The sequence below is a fragment of the Nostoc sp. KVJ20 genome, assembly GCF_001712795.1.
Lineage (GTDB): Bacteria > Cyanobacteriota > Cyanobacteriia > Cyanobacteriales > Nostocaceae > Nostoc.
In genome coordinates this window covers 1-6,324 of sequence record NZ_KV757774.1, presented here as the reverse complement: position 1 = coordinate 6,324, position 6,324 = coordinate 1, and the positions used below count along the sequence as shown (strand labels likewise).

3 protein-coding genes are annotated in these 6,324 nt (G+C 41.1%); all 3 read left to right on the top strand.

The annotated features are described in order from the left end of the window. The first annotated feature begins 609 nt into the window (after positions 1 to 609). The 3 genes from dpdE to A4S05_RS36240 all read left to right on the top strand — a co-directional run bounded on the left by dpdE (position 610) and on the right by A4S05_RS36240 (position 6,228). The gene (gene dpdE, locus A4S05_RS36250) at positions 610 to 3,921 is read left to right on the top strand and encodes a protein DpdE (protein ID WP_069074591.1); all 3,312 of its coding nucleotides are present in this window, start codon (positions 610 to 612) and stop codon (positions 3,919 to 3,921) included. 198 nt (positions 3,922 to 4,119) lie between these two features. Continuing rightward, a complete protein-coding gene (locus tag A4S05_RS36245) occupies positions 4,120 to 5,214 on the top strand; it encodes a DUF4350 domain-containing protein (RefSeq protein ID WP_069074590.1) in 1,095 nt (364 codons plus the stop codon). Positions 5,215 to 5,277: 63 nt separating this feature from the next. Further along, positions 5,278 to 6,228, top strand: a complete 951-nt coding sequence (locus tag A4S05_RS36240; protein ID WP_069074589.1) for an AAA family ATPase — start codon at positions 5,278 to 5,280, stop codon at positions 6,226 to 6,228. The last annotated feature ends 96 nt before the right edge of the window (positions 6,229 to 6,324 follow it).

Below are 6,324 nucleotides of genomic sequence, written 5' to 3'. Positions count from 1 at the left end.
TTAAAAATGAATACAGCATAAGGGTTTCGTTGATTGGGAATGATTGGTTTATTTCCGCCGTGTTGTACTAGATGAAATTAAATGAAACCTAAAGTACTTTGTCCAGTTTAAATGGATATTCTTGAGGTTAAGTCTAGTCTCAAACTGATATGCCAGACTTGAATGCTGCTGAGTCTATCAATCGGAAGATGAATTTATACTCAAAAGTCAGTAATCTTAAGTAAAAGTACAAATATGCTGATTTTGAGTAAGCTTTTATATCTTCGTAAAAGCATAGCGATCGCGAAAACGAAAAACTGTAATCCCAGTTTATAAGAAGAATTCAGAACTCAGAAGTCAGAATGGGCTAAACGCCCCGCTATCGCTAACAGTATGAATTCTGTACGAGTGGGTGACGAATATTGGTTAAAACTTGCCCCTAGTAGGCGAAAAAAATTAAACTATTCTCGCCTTAAAACTCTATCCCCTTATGGGTAGAGTATTCTGAATTCTGAATTCTGTATTCTGACTCCTGTTTTATTATCTATAATGTTGATCGACAAAATTTCCAGATATAGGTGAAAAAACTAGTCTGGAAGGTTCTTTTACTTTGTTCAGGGGACTGGATCTATGATTAAGCTTGGTTTATTGGTACAGTCCCAGAATAACTCTTTGGGTATCGGAAAAGTTACCGAAATATCTGATGCCAATGCAAACGTTGAGTATTTCTGCTCTATAGGGCAGCGTCTTCAAAAAACTTTACCTGTAAGCTCGCTCTCTCAGGTTAGGCTTGAACCACAGGCTCGATGCTATATTAAATCCCAAACTCAGGATCAATGGATAGTTGGCAGAGTTTTCATCTGGGATGAAGATACGGAAATGTATCAAATTGATTTACCAGACAAGAAAACTGCGATCGCTTCTGTTGAAGACATTTACGTTCGTTGTAATCTCCCAAATACAGACCCCATCCAAACTCTGGCGATGAAGGGTCACGAAACGCCCTACTTCCACGATAAAAGATTGGCGTTCGTGAAATCCTTGATTAAGCAACGCGCTGTGAGTCGCGGGATGACAGGATTGATTTCGGCAAATATCAACCTTTATCCTCACCAAGTTGAAGTAGTCAGGCGGGTACTGGAAGACCCTATTCAACGCTACTTGCTAGCAGACGAGGTGGGACTCGGAAAAACCATCGAAGCGGGTGCAATTCTTCGTCAATTCCTCCTGGATGAACCGAAAAAAGGGGCGGTAGTATTAGTTCCGCAATATTTGCTTAAACAATGGCGGACTGAGTTAGAAAACAAGTTTTACATCTCCCATTTTGGCAAACGGGTAGCGGTGCTGGCGGTTGAAGATATCCATAAAATCAACCTGAAAGCAAGGATAGGCTGCTTAATTTTAGATGAAGCCCATCACATCGCGGCAATGGCCACCTCTAAGGATGCAACAGTGCGCCAGCGTTTTCAGACTTGCAAAGAAATTGCTCATAAAAGCGATCGCTTACTTTTATTATCTGCCACTCCTGTTCTCAACCATGAGCAAGATTTTCTGGCCATGTTGCACTTGCTCGACCCGACAACCTATAAAATTGGTGATTTAGAAGGTTTTCGCGCCAAAGTAGAAAGCCGTCAGCAAGCTGGTAAAGTTCTCCTTTCTTTTAAAGAAGGTGCGGAACCTCTGGTTCTCAAAAACAACTTGCAGCAACTACGAAACCTCTTTACTGAGGATGAGTATTTACTAAAGCTGGCGGATGATTTAGAAAATTGCTTACAAACAAATTCTACTGAGCAAGAGCAAATCGTCCAAGCGATTCGCGTCCACGTCAGCGATACCTATCGACTACACCGCCGAATGCTTCGCAACCGTCGCGCTGCGGTAGAAGATGTGATCTTTGACCGCAATTTCACGCCCAAAGAAGAGTATGATTTGGACGAGCGATCGCTTGATATCCACGAACTACTCAATCAATGGCGTAGTGTTGCTCCTGTTGACAAGCAATATCAGGGAATTTTTCTGCTGTTATTCCTAGCTGCTGGTACTTGGTTAGGGATTTTAGAACAGGTAATTACCGCCCGTTTAACTGGTAAACCTCATGCTAAACTCATCCAGGAATTTAAAGAAGATGATATTCGCATCTTAACTACAACCCCCAAATTCGCAGGCGAAGAAGAGATTCTGCAATCCTTCCTAAAAATTATTCGTCAACCTCAAGAGGACGGAGAACGGAGGGAAAATTTGAAAACAGTCCTGCTGAATCAGTTAGGTACATACTTCAAAATTCCCGCAAACATTCGGAAGAATCAAAAGGAATTCATCACGAGAATACAGCAGAGAATCAAGAGACCAATTACTGGTGATATTCTGCCCAAATTTATTGTATTTACCAGTTTTGTGCAAACTTGTGGCGAAATTGTCCGGTATTTATCTCATACCTTTGGTGCAGAGACAATAGCTAGCCATCAATTTGGAGAATCACCAGACAAAGTTGAGGAAGGCTTAAATAGGTTCAAGGATAACCCAAACTGCTTTATTTTAGTATGCGATCGCTCTGGAGAAGAAGGACGTAATCTCCAGTTTGCCGATTGGTTAATTCATTTTGATCTTCCTTGGTCGCCTAATCAATTAGAACAAAGAATTGGCAGACTTGACCGCATTGGCAGCAAAATTGGTATCCAATCCTGCGCCTTAATTGGCCCATATTTAGAAGATAGCCCTCACAATGCTTGGTATAAAGTATTAAAAGATGGGTTTGGTATTTTCCAACAATCAATTGCCAGTCTCCAGTTTTATGTGGATGAGAAACTTGCAGAATTGGAAACAACTTTGTTTCAATCAAGTGCGGCTGGATTGTTAGAAATGATTTCACCAATTCAAGAGCAAATTGAAGCTGAAATAGCAAAAATTAGCGAACAAAATGCTCTAGATGAAATTGACGCTAACGATGAAATTGCCACCGAGTATTTTCAAGAGCTAGATAATTACGATGCTTGTCATCTAGAAATGAAACGAGCTATTGAAGGCTGGATTTGTGACGCGCTGGGATTCAGAGGACTCAACAATCCAGATTCATCAGATATGCGACGTTATCAACCTTCAACGCGGACATTGGTTCCCATCAATGAGTTAAAAAACCGTTTTGCTGATAGTTATCTAGACCAATTTGGTACTTATAATCGCAGAATAGCAAACCAGAATCCTGGTGTTAAACTCTTTCGAGTCGGGGAAGGATTTGTCGAAGCACTCTGGAACTATATAAACTGGGATGACCGAGGTGAAGCCTTTGCGATGTGGCGCACTGATGCATCTTGGGATGCGAAAGAAGGGAAAGAGTGGTTCGGTTTCCAATGCAATTATGTAGTTGAAGCAAATTTAAGAAATGCCAAACAAGTTTTACTAGATAACAAACTAGATAATTCTCAATTCAAAAACTTGCAGCGACGTGTTGATGCTTTATTTCCGCCAATTATAGAAACTATCTATGTTGATGGTCGCAATGAGCCAATATGCGTTGTTGAGGATAAAGCCCTTTTAAGTATTTTGCAACGTCCATATAAAGATAAAAACAATAATCAAGGACGAGATTACAATCTGGCAAAAGAGAGATTAGGAATTATTGACGATTTTGTTGATCCTAGTAAATGGCAAAATTTCTGCTATCAGGTGCGTAATACTTCTGCGGAATTACTTTCCAATCGTCCCGATTTTATTGACTTATGCCAAAATTGTGCTAAGGTCGCCGAAAAGAAATTAGCCAATAGAGTAGAACAATTACGGCTGCGTCTGAACCAGCAAAGTTGGGATAATGCATTAGCTGAAGAATTGAAGATAGAAACTGCTTTAAATGCAGCTATTTTACAAGGAATTCGCCAACCCCAGATTAGGCTTGATTCTGTCGGTTTTATTGTTGTATCGGGGCGATCGCTTATGCAATTTGAGTGATCTCTGATATTATCTATGTGCGGTTAAATAGCCTTAGTTACCGTATAAACCCCACTCCTTACAAGGGTGGGGTTTTTTGGAACTTCCAACTAAATGAAAACTGGTGTAAAAAAATTAACTATATTTTTGACTTTATCTGGAAAATAAGTAAGTATTAGCACTAGTGATACTGAAACGAAGTCATTATAGTGATCGAAAATGAAACGTTCAAATCGCCTTGCTTGGATAGGAGCGATCGCACTCGCTGCGATCGTTTTACTTAGTTTGTTTGCGGCTCCCAATAATACTAAACTTAACACTGGCTCTACCTATAACCGCGCCCCTGATGGCTATGGTGCTTGGTATGCTTTTATGCAACAGCAGGGAACTTCTATCAAGCGCTGGCAAAAGCCTTTTAGTGATATTCAGCCAGAGAACAGCCCAGTTACTCTACTACAGGTAGGCGGCTATCCAAGGGAGACGACACTGGATAATCAAGAGCGTGAATGGGTAGAAAAAGGGAATACTTTAGTAATTTTGGGGGCTGGGGCGCGGGTTACAGAAGCAGAGTTTAGCACTATGCAAAAATCTCCCCAAGGTGATATTAAAATTGATACACGTAGACGATATAAAAAAGCTAACTCCCAGCAAGTTGATTTAGGCGATCGCTTTGGTGCTGTTGTCTGGGAAGAAAATTACAAACAGGGAAAGGTGATTTTTTCTACCACTCCTTATTTAGCCGCCAACGCCTACCAAGATTATTTAAGTAATTTCAAGTATCTAGCCAGTTTAGTAACTGAAAAAAGTAACACAGTATTAGTCGATGAATACATCCACGGCTATAAAGATACCGATGTCAGAAAGAAAGAAAGCGAAGGAAATTTATTTAGTTTTTTTGCTAAAACTCCTTTATTTCCAATATTGATACAGGTAGGTATCCTGCTATTAGTGCTAACTTGGGCGCAGAATCGCCGCTTTGGCAAACCAGTAGCTTTGGATACACCAATTGTAGATAACAGCGAAGCATACATCCAAGCTTTAGCGGGAGTGTTGCAGAAAGCTGATACCACCAACTTTGTTGTAGAGATGGTGGGTAAAGAAGAACAACTACAACTCCAAAAAGCTTTGGGATTAGGGCAAGTACTTTTAGAACGCCAAGCCTTGATCAATTTCTGGATAGAAAAAACAGGCGCAAGTGCAGCGGAACTAGATGCAGTTTTAAAGCTACAATCTCGCAAACAACCCATCAGTGAAAAAGACCTGTTAAGCTGGTTGGGGAAATGGCGAACCATTAGATTAATTCGTAATTCGTAATTCGTAATTAATTTTTGGGAATTATGCATAATATTTCTGTATTAGTTATTTATCAATAAAAATATGAGCGAAACTCATCCTATCTTAATTCGCCTTGGTCAAGGTCTTAATCAAGTTATTGTCGGACAATCTAGCTTAATACAACAACTTTTAGTAGCACTGCTAGCGGGTGGACACGTAATTTTAGAAGGAGTACCGGGAACTGGTAAAACTCTCTTAGTAAAAGTGTTGGCGCAGCTAATTCAGGGGGATTTTCGCCGGATTCAACTAACACCAGATGTTTTACCTTCAGATATTACTGGTACAAATATTTTTGACTTAAATAGCCGCAATTTCACTTTGAAAAAAGGGCCAATATTTACCGAAGTGCTGCTAGCTGACGAAATTAACCGTACTCCTCCCAAGACGCAAGCGGCGCTACTGGAAGCAATGGAAGAGATGCAGGTAACGCTGGATGGTGAAAGTTTGCCCTTACCAGATTTATTTTGGGTGATTGCAACCCAAAATCCTCTGGAATTTGAGGGGACTTATCCCTTACCAGAGGCGCAGTTGGACAGATTTTTATTTAAGCTGGTGGTAGATTATCCAGATCAAGCTGCTGAAAAGCAAATGTTACTGAATCGTCAAGCGGGTTTTGCAGCCCGGCGTTTGGATATTGGCCGTTTGAAACCAATTGCAACAGTAGCCGACATTTTGCAAGCACGACAAGCAGTCAAAGAAGTTAAAGTATCAGAAGCGATCGTTGATTATTTGTTGGCGTTGGTGAGAACATCGCGTCAGTATCCTGATTTAACTTTGGGTGCATCGCCTCGCGCCGCTGGTGCTTGGTTGCAGACATCTCAAGCATTAGCCTGGGTAACTGGAAGAGATTTTGTCACACCAGATGATGTTAAAGCAGTTGCATCGCCGCTGCTACGTCATCGCCTGATTTTGAAACCAGAAGCGATGCTGGATGGTTTACAAATGGATGCGGTAATTGCGTCGGTAATTAACCAAGTACCAGTTCCAAGGTAAAAAATTATTTGTAAGGGATTTCCAGTGAAGGAGGCAGGAGGCAGGAGGCAGGAGGCAGAGGCAGGAGGCAGGGGGCAGGAGGCAGGGGGCAGGAGG